Below are 16,238 nucleotides of genomic sequence, written 5' to 3' on the forward strand. Positions count from 1 at the left end.
CGTTCCGTCGCCGGCGCGCTGCCCGAGGTCAAGGCCAGCGGCGACGTCACTCAGGACGTCGCCGCGGTGTGCCTCAGAACTTGGCGTTCAATGAGATCCAGTAGCTGCGACGCTGGTCCTTGGTGGAGTAATCGTCCACGCAGCTGAACTCGCTGTCGCTGATCAGCACGCAGGACTGCGAGACGAAGTCCTTGTCGAACAGGTTGTTGACCCGCGCGTTGACGGTCAGCCATTTGTTGATGTCCCAGCTGCCGCCGAGGTGGAAGATCGTGTAGTCCTCGTAGTAGCGGGTCTGCGAGCTGCTCACGCCGCCGACGTTGCTGACCAGCGTGTCGCGGTAGCGGTCGTAGCGGCCTTCGCCGATCAGCGACAGGCTGACCGCCTCGCTGATCTGCCAGTTCAGGCTCGCATTGGCCATGTGCTTGGCCGGGTTGCCGGTGATCGGCAGGCCCTTGCCGGTGCCGCTGGTCTGCTCGCTCTTGGTCCAGGTGTAGTTGCCGCGCAGCTGCAGGTTGTCCAGCAGATCCACCTGGGCCGCCGCTTCCACGCCGCGGGTTTCGGCCTTGTCGATGTTCACACTCTGGCCGAAGGTGCTGTAGCCCAGCTCGGCCCAGCCCGGGCCGATGTCCACGCAGTAGCTGCCATCGTTCGGGGCGACTTCGCAGTTGGCGAAGGTGCCGCCGCTGGCGATCTTGTCGTCGAACTTGTTGAGGAAGCCGGTGAGGTTGAAGCCCCAGCGATCGCCTTGGTAATACGTGGCGATCTCATAGTTGGTGCTGGTTTCCGGCTTGAGGTTGGGCGAGCCGACCAGCGGGGTGACGCCTTGGCCGCCGAAGCCGACGATGCCGGGGAACAGCTGGTCCGGACGCGGCGTCTTGTAGCCGGTGCTGATGCCGCCCTTGACGGTCCAGGCATCGTTGGCATTCCACACCAGGTAGGCGCGCGGGCTGACGTGACTGCCGAAGATGTTGTGATCGTCATAGCGCACGCCGACCGTGGCGGTCAGGGTATCGGTCAGCGACCAGTTGTCCTCGGCGAACAGCGCCCACATGCGGTGCTGCTGCTTGACGTTGTTCTTGTAGCCGTTGCCGTCCATGCCGAACACGCCATCGACCATGTCGGTGTCGTTGTACTGGCCGCCCACGGTGAGCTTGTGCGCGCCGAAGGCGAGATCGAGCATGGTGTCCAGCACGTTGCCCTCCAGCTCCATCGTGCGCAGCGGGCGCGGCAGGAAGGCCTGCAGGCGCGCCAGTTCGGCGGCGTTGAGCGCGCCCAGCCCGTTGCGTGCACCCGCCGCGCAGTTGGCGGCGGCGCCGGTGCGGCGGCAGACGTCGTTCCACAGGCCCTGCAGATCGGCGCGCTCATCCAGCGTCAGCGGCAGCGAGCGGCCGAGGTTGTTGCTGGTGATGTGGGTCAGCGTGGTCTGCCAGGTGCCGAACTCATAGCGGCCCTGGTGGGTCAGCGCCAGCTGGTCGCGCTCATAGCGCTGGTAGGCGGTGTAGCCCACGCGCGGCTGCACCACGCGGCGGGTGATGTTGCCCGGACCGTTCGGGTTGCGGATCGTCGCATTGCCCACGCGCCACAGGCTGGCCAGGCTGTCCAGGGTGCCGGTCTGGCCTTCGCTGTTGTCGTACTTCTGGCGCGACACGTCGTAGTCCAGCCACAGCTCGTGGTCGTCATTGACGATGAAGTTCAGGCGCAGGCCGGTGTTCCAGTTGGTGTTGGCCACGGCCTTGCCGCCGCCACCGAAGCCGATGCTGCGCGACCACATCGTGCCGTCCGGCAGCTGGAGGTCATCCCATTCCGGGTTGGAGGCTTTGGCGTCGTAATAGCTGCCGCGCACCGACAGGCCCAGGCGGTCCTTGATCAGGGGGCCGCTGAGGTAGACATCGGTGCTGCGTGCATCACCGAACTGATCGTCCTGCTGCAGGGTGAAGCCCTGGGTGACCGCGCCATGCCATTCGGTCTGGTTGCGGCGGGTGATGATGTTGATCACCCCACCCATCGCATCGGAGCCGTACAGCGTGGACATCGGGCCGCGCACCACCTCGATGCGTTCGATCGCGTCCAGCGGCGGCATGTACGAGAACTGGCCACCACCGAAGTTGTTCGGGTACAGGTTGCCGGCATTGCTCTGGCGGCGACCGTCGATCAGCACCAGGGTGTAATCCGAGGGCATGCCCCGCATGGAGATGGTGGCGCGGCCGTTCTTGTCGGTCGGCTCCATGCCCACATCGATGCCTTCCACGTCGCGCAGCGCATCCACCAAGCTGGTGTACGGGCGCTTGCTCAGCTCTTCGCGGCTGATCACGCTGATGCTGGCCGGGGCATCGGCGATCTTCTGCTCGAAGCCGGCGGCGGTGACGACCACCTTGTCCAGCGTGGTCGGACCGGCGGCCTCGCCGTTGGCGAAGGCCGGGGTGCTCAGCGCACCGAGCAGGGCGATGGACAGGGTGCAGCGGGACAGGGACATGCGACGACGATGGCGCTGGGCCATGGGGGTAACCTCGGCAAGGAGAAAACGGAGGCGACGTGGCAGGCCGCAGGGCGGCAGCACGCGCAGGCATCAGGAAGGCCCGGAACGGGCAGAACACACACAAACGGGGCAGGCGCGATGGCGCCGCCGGCGGCCGGATTCAGCCCTGCGGTGGGGCCTGGCCGCGCTGGACGCGCAGACCGGGTGCAGCGGGCAGCGGCGTGGCCGGTGCCGAATCAATGGCCGGCAGCACCCGCGGCGGCTGTGCCACCAACGTGGCCATCAGCGAGTCCAACGATTCCACGACCGGTGGCAGCGACGGCTGCGTCGGTGGCGTCGGGGCAGGGCGCGCGCTGGCGACACGGCGCGGCTTGGCCGGGGCTTCTTCCTGCGCGGTGGTCTCACCGCCGCCGGCAGGACGCTCGTCCATCGGCATCTGCAGGACCATCACGGTGCTGCCCGGGGCAACGCGCTCCAGTACCGGCAGGCCGGCCAGCAGCAGCGACAGCAGGCCCAGCCACGCCAGCACGGTCGACAACGCGTGCTGACGCCCGCGCATGGCGGGAGCAAAGCTGCGATGGCGGTGTGGATGGCGCAAGACGAGCCCCTGTGAAGCGGCCAGTCGATCAGCCGACCGGCAACGCGGCGGGATTGTAGGTGAGATTCGTTAGCGGACGCAAATGAGAATGATTAATGGTTGCCGCCGCGAGAGGAGGCAGAGCCCGGTATCAGGCGACCAGCGCCCGGATCGTGGGATGTGGCGAGGCCGCCAATGTGGGCCGCACGTGGGCCAGAAACGACGGGCTGCCTTGGGCGAGTGCGCGGCGCAGCCACTGCGCCGCACCGTCTACGTCGCCGGCGGCGAGCAACAGGGAGGCGTGGCTCGCCTGGCCACGGAAGTCGCCGGCCTCGGCCGAACGCAGGTACCAGGCCGGTGCCGCTGCCGGATCGGCGTCGACCCCGATACCGTCCTCCAGACAACGGCCGACCAGATTCATCGATTTGGCATGGCCAAGCCGTGCGGCGCGCAGGTACAACGCGAACGCGGCCTCTTCGTCGCGGGCCACGCCTCGCCCGGTAGCCAGCAGGTTGGCCAGGTTGTACAGACCCCAGTCCAGCTCGGCATGGGCCGCCTTGCGGTACCAGACCGCCGCCAGCGCCGGGTTGATCGGGGTGCCGGTGCCGAGTTCGTGGCAACGGCCGAGCATGTTCATCGCGATGGCCAGGCCACCGTTGGCGGCGCGCTCGAACCAGAGCACGGCCGCGGCCGCATCAGCCGCGATACCGCGGCCTTCCATGCGGGCCTGGCCGAGCAGGAACTGCGCCTGTGGATCGCCGCGCTGGGCGGTGGTCTCCAGCGTGGCGAGCGCGGCGGCCGGATCGTGCCGCAGCTGGTCGGCCATTGCCGCCACGTCCAGTGCAGGGGAGGCGGCCTCAGACATCGGCCCACTGCCGCAGCAGGTTGTGATACACGCCGGTGAGGTTCACCAGCGCAGGGTGTTCGGGGTGGTCATGGGTGAGCCGGCGGATCGACACATCCAGATCCCACATCAGGCGCCGCTGGCCGTCATCGCGCAGCATGCTCTGGATCCAGAAGAACGAGGCCAGCCGCGTGCCCGCGGTGACAGGGGTGACCTGGTGCAGGCTGGTGCCGGGGTACAGCACCATGTGGCCGGCCGGCAGTTTGACCCGCTGGTTGCCGTAGGTGTCTTCGATCACCAGCTCGCCGCCCTCGTATTCGTCCGGATCGCTCAGGAACAACGTGGCTGACAGGTCGGTACGGATCGGCTGCGGTTGTCCCGGAACGGTGTAGTCGTAGCGCACCGCGTTGTCGACATGGAACCCGAAGGTCTGCCCCGGCTGATAGCAGTTGAACAGCGGCGGGAAGATGCGACGTGGCAGCGCGGCCGAGAAGAAGCTGCTGTTGCGGCCCAGTGCATCGAGGATGGCCGAGCCGACCGCACACGCGGCCGGATCGGACTCGGGCAACTGCAGGTTGTGCTTGGCCTGCGCGGACTGGTAGCCCGCCGTCAGGCGGCCGTCGGTCCAGCCGGCCGTGGCCAGCTGCTGGCGGGCCTGGGTGACCTGCTCGGCGGTGAGGACGTCGGGGATGTGCAGCAGCATGGCGGGCTCCAGCCCCTCCCGCACGGGCGCGCGGGAGGGGGCGTATCGCTTAGAACTTGAAATTGAAGGCCAGCGTTGCCGAACGACCCGGCGCGATGGCGGCGTAGTGCGAAGCGTACGCCTTGGTGAAGTAGGTTTTGTTGGTCAGGTTCTGCACGTTCAACTGCAGGTTGTAGCGCTCGCTGAAGGCGTAACCGACCATCGCATCCCAACGGGTGTAGGACGGCACCCACTTGGTGTTGTTGACGTTGCCGTAGACCTTGTCCACGTAGTTGGCACCGGCGCCCACGCTCAGGCCCGGCACGAACGACGGCGCCCAGGTGGTCCACAGGCTGGCGCTGTGCTTGGCGGTGTTGGGGAACGCGTTGCCGTTGAACGGCGAGGGCACGTAGACGCCGTTGACCAGCGCAAAGCCGTTGTCCTCGACCACGGCATCCAGGTAGGTGTAACCACCGAAGACCTGCCAGCCCTCGACGATCGTGCCGCTGAAGCCCAGCTCGGCGCCCTTGACCTTCTTGGTGCCAGCGTTCTGCGTGGTGCCCGCATCGCTGGTCACCCGCGCGTTGCTCATTTCAGTCTGGAAGATCGCACCGGTCAACGACAGGCGCGCATCGAACAGGTCCCACTTGGTGCCGAGCTCAAGGTTGCGGCTGCGCTGCGGCTTGAGGTCCTGGATGGTGGCACTGATGCCGTCGGCGCCGTCGCCGCCGTCCACGCCGACCGGGGTCGAGGAGGTGCCCCAGGAGACGTAGATGCTGCCGTTTTCCACCGGCTTGAACACCAGGCCCGCCTGGCCGTTCCAGAACGAGGTGTCGTTGCGCAGATGCTGCACGTTCGCGGCGGCGGCCGGGTTGAACTGATGGGTGTTGTAGTCGTCGAAGCGCGCACCGAGGTTCAGCATCCACTGCTCGCTGAAGCTGATGGTGTCGAACACATAGGCCGACTTGGTGCGGGTGGTCTGGCGCACGTCGCGGGCCGGATCGCTGCGGGTGACGGTGTGCGTGGCCGACCACGGATCATTCGGATTCGGGTTGGTCAGGTCGGTGCAGTTGTAGCCGGTGGCCGCGCCGGTGGTCGGGCAGCTCTGGTTGCCGGTCAGTGGGTTGTTGGTGCCTGCGGTGGTCTGCCCATTGGGGCGACGCACCTCGGCGATCGCGTAGGTGCCGCGCACGGTCTTTTCGCTGCTGTATTCCACGCCGGCGTTGAAGCTGTGGCGCAGCGGGCCGGTCTCCAGTTCACCGGTCACGCTGGTCTGGTTGACGAAGCTGTCGGTCTGGGTGGCGCGTGCGTTGGTACGGCGCCAGACGGTGCCGAACAGGTTGGGGTTGCCCTTGCTGTCGTCCGGCTGGGTCCACAGGTAATCGTTGCTCGTATCGCCGTAGCGGGTGATGTTGCGCAGGACGATGCCGCCGAAATCGTGCGACAGGTTCAAGGTGGTGATGTCCGCCTTGGTCTTCTGGAAGTCACGGTCGACCAGGCCATAGAACGCATCGCGGTTGGTCACGATCGGGCTGCCGTCGCCATTGAGCGCCACGTTCGGGCCGCTGGTGAACGGGTTGTTGTACGGGAAGCCGCCGGCATCGGGCAGGTCGTCGGTTTCCATGTGGTAATGGCTGATCACCGCCTGGGTCGGGCCGTTCAGACCGAACGCCAGCGACGGCGCGATGCCCCAGCGACTGCTGTTCACTTCATCGCGGCCGGCCACGTCGGCATCGTGCTTCATGATGTTCAAACGGGCGGCGATGCCGTCGCCGATCACCTGGTTGGCATCCAGCGTGCCGCGGCGATAGCTGTCGGTACCGGCGGCGAGGCTGCCGGACACAAAGTCCTCCAGCTTGGGCGTCTTGCTGACCAGGCTGATGGTGCCGCCGGCCGAGCCGCGGCCGGAGTAGGCCGAGCTCGGGCCCTTGACCACGTCGATCTGCTCGATCGCGAACACTTCACGGGTCTGGCTGCCGGCATCGCGGATGCCATCAACGTAGATGTCCGAGGCCGAATCGAAGCCACGGATGAAGGGACGGTCACCGGTCGGGTTGCCGCCTTCGCCGGCGCCGAAGGTGATGCCCGGCACGGTGCGCAGCGCATCGAGCAGGGTGGTCGCGGCGGTCTGCTCGATCACCTGCTGGGAGATCACGCTGACCGACTTGGGGGTGTCCAGCAGCGGTGCGGTGAACTTGGAAGACTGCGCGCGTACGCGCTCGCCGTGGACATCGACGCCGTCCAGTTCGGTGGCGCGCTGCGGATCGGCGGCAGCCTCGGTCTCGGCATGGGCGATGGCGGGGGCAGCGATGGCCAGCAGCAGGGCGGACGACAACGGAGTCGGGCGGACGGTCATGGTGATTCCTGGGAAGACGGACGAAGGCCGGACGGCACGCGGCGGTCACGGCGGAGCGGAGGCAGGTGGGGAAAACGGGCAGGCGGCCGACGGCGGCGCGGTGGCGCAGGCGTGGCGGGCATCGACGCGCAGCAGCGTCGATGCCGGGATCAGGCGTAGGGAGGCGCGTGGCCGGGGTTGAGCCGCAGCGAGGGTTCCAGCCGCTGCCAACGCAGCGCGTCGGAGCGCCACAGTGGCACCACCGCGACCCAGGGCGTGCGGCGCAGGCGAGGCAGCACTGCCGTGTGGCTGGCCTCGGGGTCTGGGCCAGGCTCGGTTGTCAGGCTGGGCTCGGCGCCCGGCAGTTCCGGCGCAGGCGCGGAAGGCGCGGAGGCCTGGCGCGCGCTGACTGCGTCCAGCGAGGCAGGGGAATGACCCGCCGCCGGGTTGAAGGTGGTGCTACCGGTGGCGCCTGCGCTCAGCCAGCCGCATGCCAGCAGCACCACGCAGAGCGTGGCCCACAGGGCGGCGATACCAAGGGCGGAGCGGTTGGCGGACACGGCTTACCGGGCAGGAGCGGCCAGGTGGCCGCAATGCCTATGGTAATAGGAACAATTCGCGTTTTCAAAGCGCCGGTGTTCAGCCCGGATCAGTCGCGGTCGTCGCGGGCCCAGACCGCGTCATGTTCCCGCTTGACCGGGAACTTCGCGACCGGCGAGTAGGCAGGGGCGCACAGCGCGGCACCGTCGCGGATATCGAAGCGGGCCCCGTGCAGGACGCACTCGATGCTGGCCTCGGCGGTATCGAAGGTGCCCGAGGACAGCTCGAACTCATCGTGGGTGCACTGGTCCTCCAGCGCGTACAGCTCGCCGTCCAGGTTGAACACCACGATGGGCGTGCCGGTCACCTCATCGAAGGTGCTCTTCATCTCGCCCGGCAGCAGCTCGGCGCTGGCGCAGACGAAGGTCCAGGTCTCGCTCACGCCGGCACCGCCAGCGGCTTTTCCAGGATCTCAAAGCGCAGATCATCGCGCTTGGGGATGCCGAAGCGTTCATCGCCATACGGGAACGGCTTCTTGATGCCGGTGCGCTGGTAGCCGCGGCGCTCGTAGAAGGCGATCAGCTCCTCGCGGATGTCGATCACCGTCATCTGCATCACCCGTACGCCCCATTCGCGCGCGGCGTGGGCTTCGGCCGCCAGCATCACCTGCTTGCCGATGCCGCCGCCCTGCTGGGCCGGATCCACCGAGAACATGCCGAAATAGCCCTTGCCCTGGTCATCGGCCACGTGCGCGCAGGCCAGCAGTTGGCCGTCGCGCTCGGCGAGCAGGATGGTGCTGCGCGGGCGCTCGATGTCGGCCTGCAAGCCCTGCGGGTCGATGCGGGCGCCATCCAGGATGTCGGCCTCGGTGGTCCAGCCGGCGCGGCTGGCGTCGCCCCGGTAGGCGGAGGTGACAAGGGTGACGAGGGCGGGGATGTCGGCCAGCGTGGCGGCGCGGTAGGTGAAGGTGCTCATGGCGCCATTTTAGGCTGGCCGGGGCCGGTACGGAAACGACCGGCCCGGACAACGAAAAACGCCGTGGCAGGCCACGGCGTTCCGGTGGGGCGAAAGCGGGGCGGGATCAGCCCAGCAGCTTGCGCACCTTGTTCAGCGCCACGATGAAGCGCTCGATCTCGTCATGCGTGTTGTAGAACGCCAGCGAGGCGCGGCAGGTGGCGGCGACGCCGTAGTACTGCAGCAGCGGGTGCGCGCAATGCTGGCCCGAGCGGACCGCGACCCCTTCCAGATCCAGCAGGGTGGCCAGGTCGTGCGAGTGCGCGCCCTCCACCAGGAAGGAGACCACCGCTGCCTTGTCCGGCGTGGTGCCGAAGATGCGCAGACCGTCGATCTTGTTCAGTTCTTCGGTGAAATGCGCCAGCAGTTCGCCTTCGCGCGCTTCCACGTGCTCCAGACCCAGCGACTCGAGGTAGTCCACCGCCACGCCCAGGCCGATGAAGCCGGCGATGTTCGGGGTGCCGGCTTCGAACTTGTGCGGGGCGTCGTTGAACACGGTGCCGTCGAAGCTGACTTCCTTGATCATCTCGCCCCCACCCAGGAACGGCGGCATGGCATCAAGGTGTTCGCGCCGGGCCCACAGGGCACCGGTGCCGGTGGGGCCGCACATCTTGTGGCCGGTGATGGCATAGAAGTCGCAGCCGATCGCCGGGATGTCGATCCTGCGGTGCGGTGCGGCCTGCGAGCCGTCCACCACGGTGATGATGCCGCGCTTGCGGGCCTCACGGCAGATCTCGCGGACCGGGTTGACCGTGCCCAGCACGTTGGAGACGTGGGCAACGGCGAGCAGCTTGACCTCGGGGGTCATGGCCTTGCGCAGTGCGTCCAGATCCAGGGCGCCATCCGGGGTGATCTCGGCCACGCGGATCGTCGCGCCGGTGCGCTGGGCGACCAGCTGCCACGGCACGATGTTGGCGTGGTGTTCCATGCGCGAGACCAGGATCACATCACCGGCCTTCAATCGCGGCAGTGCCCACGAATACGCGACCAGGTTGATCGCGAAGGTGGTGCCGCTGCACAGCACCAGCTCGCTGGCGCGCACATTGATGAAGCGTGCCAGCTTGTTGCGTGCGCCTTCGTAAGCATCGGTCGCCTCGGTGCCGAGCGCATGTACCGCACGGCTGACGTTGGCGTTGTAGCGGCGGTAGAACTCGTCCACCGCGCCGATCACCTGCACCGGCTTCTGGCCGGTGTTGGCGTTGTCGAAGTACACCAGCGGTTTGCCGTGCACTTCGCGCATCAACAGCGGGAAGTCCAGGCGCACGCGGTCCCAGTCGGGTGCGGCGCCGGTATCGGCGACAGGGCGCGGCGTGGACAGGTTCATGCTACGCCCGCCAGGGCCAGCGCACGGTCGAGCTGGGCGGTGAGCTGCTCGGTCAGGCGTGCGTCGAGCGCGTTCAGCGGTTCATGGCAGAACGCCGCGCTCAGCAGCTGCTGCGCGCGATCGGCCGGCAGGCCGCGCGAGCGCAGGTAGAACAGCGCATTGGCATCGAGCTGGCCGACCGTGGCGCCGTGGGCGGCCTTCACTTCGTCGGCATCGATCACCAGCGTGGGCTGCGTATCGATCTCGGCATCGGCGGAGAGCAGCAGGTTCTTGTTGGACAGGTTGGCGTCGGTGCCATCGGCGCCTTCGCGGATGTGGATGCCACCGTGGAAGACCACGCGGCTGCGGTTGGCCGCCACGCCACGCCAGACCATTTCCGAGGCGGTATCGCGTGCGATGTGCTCGATGCCCAGGCGGGTGTCGACATGGCGGCGGCCGTTGCCAAGCAGCACGCCGTTGGCGGTCAGCTGGGCGTTGTCGCCTTCCAGGCGCACGTTGAGCTCATGGCGGCTCAGCGCGGCACCCAGTTCCAGATCGACGCGGCGGTACTGCGCGTTGCGGGCCAGCACGGCGTCGGTGCGCAGCAGCGAGGTGGCGCGGGTAGCATCGGCCTGCACGCGGGCGTGCGAGAGCACGGCATTCTGCGCCAGGTGGACGTGCACCAGGGTGTTGTCCAGGTGCGCGGCATCGCCGACATGCAGGTGATGCTCGACCACGCCCAGCGCGGCACCGCTGCGCAGTTCGATCAGGTGGCGGTGGTGCCAGGACAGATCGGTCTCGCCGGCCACGCTGATGAAGACCAGCTGCAGCGGTGCCTCGACCTGCACGCCTTCTTCCACGCGCAGCAGCACGCCTTCATCGGCGAGCGCGGCGTTGAGGCGCGCGAACACTTCCTCGCTGCGCTCGAAGCGGCGGCCGAGGAAACGAGCAGCTTCATCGCCCGCAGCCAGCGCCGAGGACAGGGTGGCCAGCTGCACACCGGCCGGCACTGCAGCGACATCGCTCAGCGCGCCGGACGGGCGGCCATTGACGAACACCAGCCGCGGCGACGGGATGTCGGCCAGCAGGGCGGCATCGACCACGGGCAGGGCGAGCGGGGCCGGCTGGAAGCTGCGACGCTCCAGCTGGCGCAGGGAGGTGTATTTCCAGGCTTCGGTACGCGGGCCGGGCAGGCCGGCCTGCAGGGCGGCATCCAGCTCGGCGCGACGTGCATCGCTGCCGCAGAAGCCGCTGGCGAGGGAATCGAGCAGGGCGCTCATCAGACCGCTGCCTCCGGCACCACACGGTCCTTCAGGAAGTGGTAGCCATGGGCTTCCAGTTCCAGGGCCAGTTCCGGGCCGCCGCTCTGCACGATCTTGCCATCGGCCAGCACATGCACCACGTCCGGCTTGATGTAATCGAGCAGGCGCTGGTAATGGGTGATCACGATGAAGGAACGGTCCGGCGAACGCAGCGCGTTGACGCCGTCGGCCACGCTCTTGAGCGCGTCGATGTCCAGGCCGGAGTCGGTTTCATCCAGGATCGCCAGCTTCGGCTCGAGCACGGCCAGCTGGAAGATCTCGTTGCGCTTCTTCTCGCCACCGGAGAAGCCTTCGTTGACGCCACGGTGCAGCAGCTCGTCCTTCAGGTGCAGCACGGCCAGCTTCTGGCGGACCAGCTTGAGGAACTGCATCGAGTCCAGTTCTTCCTCGCCACGCGCCTTGCGTTGGGCGTTGAGCGCGGCGCGCAGGAAGTAGGTGTTGTTCACGCCGGGGATTTCCACCGGGTACTGGAAGGCCAGGAACAGGCCGGCGGCGGCGCGTTCTTCCGGCGCCAGCTCGAGCAGATCACGGCCTTCGAACTGCACGCTGCCTTCGCTCACGTCATAGCCGTCGCGGCCGGCCAGGACGTTGCCCAAGGTGGACTTGCCGGCGCCGTTGGGGCCCATGATGGCGTGCACCTGGCCGGGCTTCACGTCGAGCGAGAGGCCCTTGAGGATGTCTTTGTCGCCGATGCGTGCGTGGAGGTTGTCGATCTTCAACATGTCGATAATCGTCTTGTCAGATAGGGGAACTGGAGGCAGCGCGACTCAGAGGTCGTATTCGCTGCGCTCGAGGAATTCGTTGCGCAGGTAAGTGACCCGCGCGGTGGTCAAGGCCGCCTTGGCGCCGGAATACAGCATCGGGTACATCGAGCCGTACAGCAGGCGAGGGTTCTCGTCATCGCCCACCGGGTAGCGCGCGTCCAGATCGGCGTCGCGCAGCTGGACCCACAGGCGCTGCGCTGCTTTCATCTTTGCCAGTGCGACCGGCTCGCCGGCCAGCTTGGCCACGATCTGACGGTACACCGCGTTCAGTTCGGCATCGGCCTGCTTGAACTCGCCGTCAGCGCAGGCATTGAGCTCGAGCTGGTTGCCACCCGGATCGCATTGCACGTCCTGCGCGGCCACCGGCGCCACCGCGCCCAGCAGCAGACCCAGGCTGATCAGGGTGCGGATCATCCGACCGAGCCTTCCAGGCTGACTTCCAGCAGCTTCTTGGCTTCCACCGCGAACTCCATCGGCAGCTCGCGGAAGACCTGCTTGCAGAAGCCGTCGACGATCATCGAGACCGCGTTTTCCTGGTCGATGCCGCGGGCGCGGCAATAGAACAGCTGGTCGTCGGAGATCTTGGAGGTGGTCGCTTCGTGCTCGACCGTCGCGCTGGGGTTCTTCACCTCGATGTAGGGGAAGGTATGCGCGCCGGACTTCTTGCCGATCAGCAGCGAATCGCACTGGGTGTAGTTGCGCGCGCCCTCGGCGCCGCGATCGATCTTCACCAGGCCACGGTAGGTGTTCTGGCCGTGGCCGGCGCTGATGCCCTTGCTGACGATCTTGCTCTTGGTGCGCTTGCCGATGTGGATCATCTTGGTGCCGGTGTCGGCCTGCTGACGATGGTGGGTCAGCGCGACCGAGTGGAACTCGCCGACCGAGTCGTCGCCGAGCAGCACGCAGGACGGATACTTCCAGGTGATCGCCGAGCCGGTCTCGACCTGGGTCCAGGTGACCTTGCTGCGCGCACCACGGCATTCGGCACGCTTGGTGACGAAGTTGTAGATGCCGCCCACGCCGTTCTCATCGCCCGGGTACCAGTTCTGCACCGTGGAGTACTTGATCTCGGCATCTTCCAACGCGACCAGCTCGACCACCGCGGCGTGCAGCTGGTTCTCATCGCGCATCGGCGCGGTGCAGCCTTCCAGGTAGGACACGTACGCCTTGTCTTCGCAGATGATCAGCGTGCGCTCGAACTGGCCGGTGTGGCCGGCGTTGATGCGGAAGTAGGTGCTCAGCTCCATCGGGCAACGCACGCCCTTGGGGATGAACACGAAGCTGCCGTCGGAGAACACCGCCGAGTTGAGCGCGGCGAAGTAGTTGTCGCCGACCGGCACCACGGTCCCCAGGTACTGCTTGACCAGCTCCGGGTGCTCTTTGATCGCTTCGGACATGGAGCAGAAAATCACGCCCTTCTCGGCCAGTTCCTTGCGGAACGTGGTGCCGACCGAGACCGAATCGAACACCGCATCCACGGCGACGCCGGCCAGCTTGGCGCGCTCGTGCAACGGCACGCCGAGCTTGTCGTAGGTGTCCAGCAGTTCCTTGGGCACATCGTCCAGCGAGGCGTACTTCGGGCCCTTGGGCGCGGAGTAGTAGCTCAACGCCTGCAGGTCGATCTGCGCGATCTGCAGCTTGGCCCAGTCCGGCATCGGCATGGTCAGGAAGTGTCGGTAGGCGTCCAGGCGCCACTGCGTCATCCACTCCGGCTCGTCCTTCTTGGCCGACAGGGCACGGATGGTGTCCTCGTCCAGGCCGGGCGGCAACGAGTCCGATTCGATGTCCGTGATGAAGCCCGCCGAATACTTGCGGCCGAGCTGCTCATGGATCTCGCGGTTGGGGGTATCGCCGGTGGCGACGGTGTCGAGGGTATCGGTGGCCATGGGGGCTGCCTGATCAGGAGACGACATCCGCCGCGATCGCGCGGCGGTGGGCGTCAACAAGGGGAAGAGGGGGCAGGATCTGCGCCAGGGTGACCGCGCGCAGCGCTTCGGACACCACGTCGTTGATCATCCGCCAGCTGCTGCGCGCGCCGCACTGCAGCTCGCGGCCGCACTGGCTGTGGTCGTGGGCGCACTCGGTCAGGCCCAACGGCCCTTCCATGGCTTCCACGATCTCGAACAGCGTGATCTGATCTGCGGCGCGGGTCAGCCGGTAGCCGCCGCGGACGCCGCGCAGGCCTTCGACCAGCCCGGCCTGGGCCAGCGGCTTGAGCAGCTTGCTGACGGTCGGCGGTTCCAGACGGGCGAACTCGGCCAGTTCGGTGGCACTGAGCACCTCACCCGGGCGGGCGGCGAGTACGGTCAGCACGACGGTGGCGTAATCGGTAAGCTTGGTGACGCGGAGCATGGTGGGGGCAGAACCATAAAGCGGACTGAAATTGTACGCTTTTCTCCGCCGGCATCCAACCCGCCCGTTCAGGCGCCCGCAGGGCGGCCTTGGGTGCGTATTGAACCGCATCGCTTTGGCAATCACAAAGATTAAGCGAGAATCGGGGCTTCCCACCGCAACGGTCAGCCAGATGCCCAAGAAGATCCAGGCCCGCAAGTCCACCATCCATGGCAATGGCGTGTTCGCGCTGGCGCCGATCAAGAAGGGCGAGCGGGTCATCCAGTACAAGGGTCTGCTGCGCAGCCACGCCGATGTGGACGCCGACGACACCGGGGATGTGGAGAGCGGTCATACCTTCCTGTTCACCCTCAATGACGACTACGTCATCGATGCGAACTACAAGGGCAATGACGCGCGCTGGCTCAACCACAGCTGCGATCCGAACTGCGAAGCGGTGATCGAAGAAGCCGAGGGCGACAACCGCCGCGAGGACAAGGTGTTCATCGAGTCGATCAAGGACATCAAGCCGGGCGACGAGCTGACCTACAACTACGGCATCACCCTGGCCGAGCGCCACACCGCGCGCCTGAAGAAGATCTGGGAATGCCGCTGCGGCGCGAAGAAGTGCACCGGCACCATGCTGCAGCCCAAGCGCTGATCCCCATCGGCAGCCATCGACCGTGTGGGTCGGTGGCTGCGCCGACACGCTGTGCACATTGTGGTCACCGTCGCCCAATGCGCCCGTGGCCACACTGATCGCTCCCACTTACTGGAGCCGATCCATGGCACATGCACTCAACGGCAAGCACATCGCGATTCTCGCCACCGATGGTTTTGAACAGTCCGAGCTGCAGGAACCCAAGCGTCTGCTGGAATCCTGGGGCGCCTCGGTCAAAGTGATTGCGCCGGGGGATGCCAGCCAGATCCGTGGCTGGAAAGACAAGGACTGGGGCGAAAACGTGAACGTCGATGCCCCGCTCAAGGGCGCGAAGGCCGACGATTACGACGCGCTGGTGCTGCCCGGTGGCGTGATCAATCCAGACAAACTGCGCATTGATACCGATGCGATTGCGTTGATCAAGGGATTTGGCGCGGCAGGCAAGCCGGTCGCAGCGATCTGCCATGGCCCGTGGCTGCTGGTCGAGTCTGGCCTGGCCAAAGGCCGCAAGGTCACCTCGTGGCCGTCGCTGAAAACCGATCTGGGCAATGCAGGCGCCGAGTGGACCGACGCCGAGGTGGTGGTCGATGGTGGCCTGATCACCAGCCGCAAGCCGGGCGACATTCCCGCCTTCGCCGATGCAGTAGCCAAGGCGTTGGCGGGGTAATCCTGCGGGCAGGGATCAGATCAGCGCACCCACCAACGGTGGGTGCTTACCGGCCCAGCAGCCCTGCCGGGACCAGCGAACCGAGATCCTGGTTGAAGGTAACGACCAGCTTGCCGTTTTCCACCTGTGCCGACTGCACCTGCAGTGTGCCCAGCACCGCGCCCACCGTCGGGTCGATCTTGTAGATCGGCTCGCGGCGGGCGTAATCGACCAGCCAGGCATTGAGCAGCCCACGGGTACGCGAATCGAGCTTGCCGCCATTGTTGGCCGGGGTGAAATCATCGACCGTCGGCTCCTGCAGATGGAAGCCCTGCGTCTGCGCGTCATAGCGCAGGCCGCTGCTGAGCTTCACCTTGCCCAGTGGTGCCGGGCTGCCGCCGGCCGTGGCCATGGCGATATCGAAGCCCAGATCCAGCCGGTTGCCCTGCGGCAGGCTGAGCTTGGGGTGGCTCATGGTCATCGCGATCAGGCCGCCCAACGCGTCCTGCGTGCGCGGGAAGCTGCCATCGAGATACTGCTGCACATCGGTGGCGCCCACGGACAATTGGCGGCCAGAGACGCTGGGAGCGGCCTGTGCACCGATGGCGGCGGCGAGCAGCACGGTGCAGGCGGCAAGGCGGGACAACAGCGGGCGAGCGTTCATGGCGGCATGCCTGGGGAATGAGACGCCAACAATAGCGCGCGCGGCTGAATCCAGCTTTGACGTGTCATCGCCAGCAGTG

General features: G+C 66.9%; 17 protein-coding genes. 2 read left to right on the forward strand and 15 right to left on the reverse strand.

Annotation, left to right across the window (positions count from 1 at the left end; translation table 11 throughout):
- Positions 1 to 73: 73 nt before the first annotated feature.
- The 14 genes from ABE464_RS14995 to ABE464_RS15060 form a co-directional block, all read right to left on the reverse strand.
- Positions 74 to 2,497 carry a TonB-dependent receptor gene (locus ABE464_RS14995; protein WP_346472613.1) on the reverse strand — a complete coding sequence of 808 codons (2,424 nt, stop codon included), beginning with the start codon at positions 2,495 to 2,497 and terminating at the stop codon, positions 74 to 76.
- A gap of 139 nt (positions 2,498 to 2,636) precedes the next feature.
- A complete protein-coding gene (locus ABE464_RS15000) occupies positions 2,637 to 3,035 on the reverse strand; it encodes a hypothetical protein (RefSeq protein WP_070471107.1) in 399 nt (132 codons plus the stop codon).
- A 169-nt stretch (positions 3,036 to 3,204) separates the two neighbouring features.
- Positions 3,205 to 3,918, reverse strand: a complete 714-nt coding sequence (locus ABE464_RS15005; RefSeq protein WP_346472614.1) for a tetratricopeptide repeat protein — start codon at positions 3,916 to 3,918, stop codon at positions 3,205 to 3,207.
- Positions 3,911 to 4,600, reverse strand: a complete 690-nt coding sequence (locus ABE464_RS15010) for a Fe2+-dependent dioxygenase (protein WP_346472615.1) — start codon at positions 4,598 to 4,600, stop codon at positions 3,911 to 3,913. Before ABE464_RS15010 ends, ABE464_RS15005 begins: the two co-directional genes overlap by 8 nt.
- Positions 4,601 to 4,649: 49 nt before the next feature.
- The gene (locus ABE464_RS15015; protein WP_346472616.1) at positions 4,650 to 6,935 is read right to left on the reverse strand and encodes a TonB-dependent siderophore receptor; all 2,286 of its coding nucleotides are present in this window, start codon (positions 6,933 to 6,935) and stop codon (positions 4,650 to 4,652) included.
- Between the two features lie 149 nt (positions 6,936 to 7,084).
- Entirely contained in the window at positions 7,085 to 7,474 is a 390-nt protein-coding gene (locus ABE464_RS15020) for a hypothetical protein (RefSeq protein WP_346472617.1), read from the reverse strand.
- Between the two features lie 89 nt (positions 7,475 to 7,563).
- A complete protein-coding gene (locus ABE464_RS15025; protein WP_346472618.1) occupies positions 7,564 to 7,896 on the reverse strand; it encodes a non-heme iron oxygenase ferredoxin subunit in 333 nt (110 codons plus the stop codon).
- Complete coding sequence (locus tag ABE464_RS15030) at positions 7,893 to 8,429, reverse strand: GNAT family N-acetyltransferase (RefSeq protein ID WP_346472619.1); 537 nt, start codon at positions 8,427 to 8,429, stop codon at positions 7,893 to 7,895. The genes ABE464_RS15025 and ABE464_RS15030 overlap by 4 nt, the downstream gene beginning before the upstream one ends.
- A gap of 106 nt (positions 8,430 to 8,535) precedes the next feature.
- Positions 8,536 to 9,792 carry a cysteine desulfurase gene (locus ABE464_RS15035; RefSeq protein WP_346472620.1) on the reverse strand — a complete coding sequence of 419 codons (1,257 nt, stop codon included), beginning with the start codon at positions 9,790 to 9,792 and terminating at the stop codon, positions 8,536 to 8,538.
- Positions 9,789 to 11,051, reverse strand: a complete 1,263-nt coding sequence (gene sufD / locus ABE464_RS15040) for a Fe-S cluster assembly protein SufD (RefSeq protein ID WP_346472621.1) — start codon at positions 11,049 to 11,051, stop codon at positions 9,789 to 9,791. The genes ABE464_RS15035 and sufD overlap by 4 nt, the downstream gene beginning before the upstream one ends.
- The gene (gene sufC / locus ABE464_RS15045) at positions 11,051 to 11,815 is read right to left on the reverse strand and encodes a Fe-S cluster assembly ATPase SufC (protein ID WP_259261285.1); all 765 of its coding nucleotides are present in this window, start codon (positions 11,813 to 11,815) and stop codon (positions 11,051 to 11,053) included. Before sufC ends, sufD begins: the two co-directional genes overlap by 1 nt.
- 45 nt (positions 11,816 to 11,860) lie before the next feature.
- Positions 11,861 to 12,271: a lysozyme inhibitor LprI family protein gene (locus ABE464_RS15050; RefSeq protein WP_346472622.1), complete on the reverse strand. Its 411-nt coding sequence runs from the start codon at positions 12,269 to 12,271 to the stop codon at positions 11,861 to 11,863.
- Complete coding sequence (gene sufB / locus ABE464_RS15055; protein ID WP_259261287.1) at positions 12,268 to 13,743, reverse strand: Fe-S cluster assembly protein SufB; 1,476 nt, start codon at positions 13,741 to 13,743, stop codon at positions 12,268 to 12,270. Before sufB ends, ABE464_RS15050 begins: the two co-directional genes overlap by 4 nt.
- Before the next feature lie 13 nt (positions 13,744 to 13,756).
- A complete protein-coding gene (locus ABE464_RS15060) occupies positions 13,757 to 14,209 on the reverse strand; it encodes an SUF system Fe-S cluster assembly regulator (RefSeq protein WP_026070170.1) in 453 nt (150 codons plus the stop codon).
- A 172-nt stretch (positions 14,210 to 14,381) separates the two neighbouring features.
- On the opposite strand from ABE464_RS15060, the gene ABE464_RS15065 reads away from it, so the two are divergent.
- Together ABE464_RS15065 and ABE464_RS15070 are read left to right on the forward strand one after the other, a co-directional pair.
- Positions 14,382 to 14,849 carry an SET domain-containing protein-lysine N-methyltransferase gene (locus ABE464_RS15065; protein ID WP_346472623.1) on the forward strand — a complete coding sequence of 156 codons (468 nt, stop codon included), beginning with the start codon at positions 14,382 to 14,384 and terminating at the stop codon, positions 14,847 to 14,849.
- Positions 14,850 to 14,973: 124 nt separating this feature from the next.
- The gene (locus ABE464_RS15070; protein ID WP_346472624.1) at positions 14,974 to 15,516 is read left to right on the forward strand and encodes a type 1 glutamine amidotransferase domain-containing protein; all 543 of its coding nucleotides are present in this window, start codon (positions 14,974 to 14,976) and stop codon (positions 15,514 to 15,516) included.
- A 46-nt stretch (positions 15,517 to 15,562) separates the two neighbouring features.
- Here the strand turns inward: ABE464_RS15070 and ABE464_RS15075 are convergent, their stop codons facing one another.
- Entirely contained in the window at positions 15,563 to 16,159 is a 597-nt protein-coding gene (locus ABE464_RS15075) for a DUF1439 domain-containing protein (RefSeq protein WP_346472625.1), read from the reverse strand.
- Positions 16,160 to 16,238 lie beyond the last annotated feature (79 nt).

This window comes from Stenotrophomonas sp. TWI587 (assembly GCF_039674145.1).
In the GTDB taxonomy this organism is placed as follows: domain Bacteria; phylum Pseudomonadota; class Gammaproteobacteria; order Xanthomonadales; family Xanthomonadaceae; genus Stenotrophomonas; species Stenotrophomonas maltophilia_AY.

Coding starts and splice junctions, on each gene's coding strand:
- ABE464_RS14995 (WP_346472613.1), bottom strand. CDS start 2,497: ATGGCCCAGCGCCATCGTCGTCGCATGTCCCTGTCCCGCTGCACCCTG.
- ABE464_RS15005 (WP_346472614.1), bottom strand. CDS start 3,918: ATGTCTGAGGCCGCCTCCCCTGCACTGGACGTGGCGGCAATGGCCGAC.
- ABE464_RS15000 (WP_070471107.1), bottom strand. CDS start 3,035: ATGCGCGGGCGTCAGCACGCGTTGTCGACCGTGCTGGCGTGGCTGGGC.
- ABE464_RS15010 (WP_346472615.1), bottom strand. CDS start 4,600: ATGCTGCTGCACATCCCCGACGTCCTCACCGCCGAGCAGGTCACCCAG.
- ABE464_RS15060 (WP_026070170.1), bottom strand. CDS start 14,209: ATGCTCCGCGTCACCAAGCTTACCGATTACGCCACCGTCGTGCTGACC.
- sufB (WP_259261287.1), bottom strand. CDS start 13,743: ATGGCCACCGATACCCTCGACACCGTCGCCACCGGCGATACCCCCAAC.
- ABE464_RS15050 (WP_346472622.1), bottom strand. CDS start 12,271: ATGATCCGCACCCTGATCAGCCTGGGTCTGCTGCTGGGCGCGGTGGCG.
- ABE464_RS15065 (WP_346472623.1), top strand. CDS start 14,382: ATGCCCAAGAAGATCCAGGCCCGCAAGTCCACCATCCATGGCAATGGC.
- ABE464_RS15070 (WP_346472624.1), top strand. CDS start 14,974: ATGGCACATGCACTCAACGGCAAGCACATCGCGATTCTCGCCACCGAT.
- ABE464_RS15015 (WP_346472616.1), bottom strand. CDS start 6,935: ATGACCGTCCGCCCGACTCCGTTGTCGTCCGCCCTGCTGCTGGCCATC.
- ABE464_RS15075 (WP_346472625.1), bottom strand. CDS start 16,159: ATGAACGCTCGCCCGCTGTTGTCCCGCCTTGCCGCCTGCACCGTGCTG.
- ABE464_RS15035 (WP_346472620.1), bottom strand. CDS start 9,792: ATGAACCTGTCCACGCCGCGCCCTGTCGCCGATACCGGCGCCGCACCC.
- sufC (WP_259261285.1), bottom strand. CDS start 11,815: ATGTTGAAGATCGACAACCTCCACGCACGCATCGGCGACAAAGACATC.
- sufD (WP_346472621.1), bottom strand. CDS start 11,051: ATGAGCGCCCTGCTCGATTCCCTCGCCAGCGGCTTCTGCGGCAGCGAT.
- ABE464_RS15030 (WP_346472619.1), bottom strand. CDS start 8,429: ATGAGCACCTTCACCTACCGCGCCGCCACGCTGGCCGACATCCCCGCC.